Genomic DNA, 667 nt, shown 5'->3' with positions numbered 1-667 from the left:
CGGCATTGCTGGTGGTGGTAATGGGTGCATTGCCTGAGTTGCGTCCGGCTGTTGAACACGATGGCGCGATCAAGCCTATGGGTATGGCGCATACGATTGAAATTGTGATGTTGTCTGCTTCTGCGCTGATTATTCTGGCGTGTAAACCCAATGGCGATGCGATTACCCGAGGTTCGGTATTCCATGCCGGTATGCGTGCCGTGATTGCGGTGTTTGGCGTGGCTTGGTTGGGCGATACCTTGATGAACGGCCACTTAACAGAAGTAGAATCGACCGTCAGCCATTTGGTTGAGTCTGCACCATGGACCTTTGCCTTTGCCCTGTTTGTCTTGTCGGTATTGGTCAACAGCCAAGGCGCGACAGTGGCAACGCTATTTCCAATCGCCATCAAACTGGGTATTCCTGCGCCCATCATTATCGGCACATTCGTTGCGGTAAACGGCTATTTCTTTATACCAAACTACGGCCCGATTATTGCCGCTATCGACTTCGATACAACCGGCTCGACCAAAATCGGCAAATTTATCTTCAACCACAGCTTCATGATTCCGGGCCTATTGAGCATGGCATTCAGCTTAGCCATCGGTTTGTTGTTGGTTCAGCTGTATTATTGATAGGCTGAAAAATAAAGGCCGTCTGAAATTAAATTTCAGACGGCCTTTTTGAT

The 667-nt window shown here is 49.2% G+C and carries 1 protein-coding gene; it reads left to right on the top strand.

The window, feature by feature from the left end; all coding sequences use genetic code 11:
* The coding region (locus tag ACTHUR_RS14775; RefSeq protein ID WP_440399348.1) for an anaerobic C4-dicarboxylate transporter family protein at nucleotides 1-614 on the top strand (614 nt) is incomplete at its 5' end.
* Nucleotides 615-667 lie beyond the last annotated feature (53 nt).

This window comes from Neisseria sp. P0021.S007, from assembly GCF_051956855.1.
Note: the sequence above shows the minus strand (reverse complement) of the source record. Positions and strands in the feature narration are given on the sequence as shown.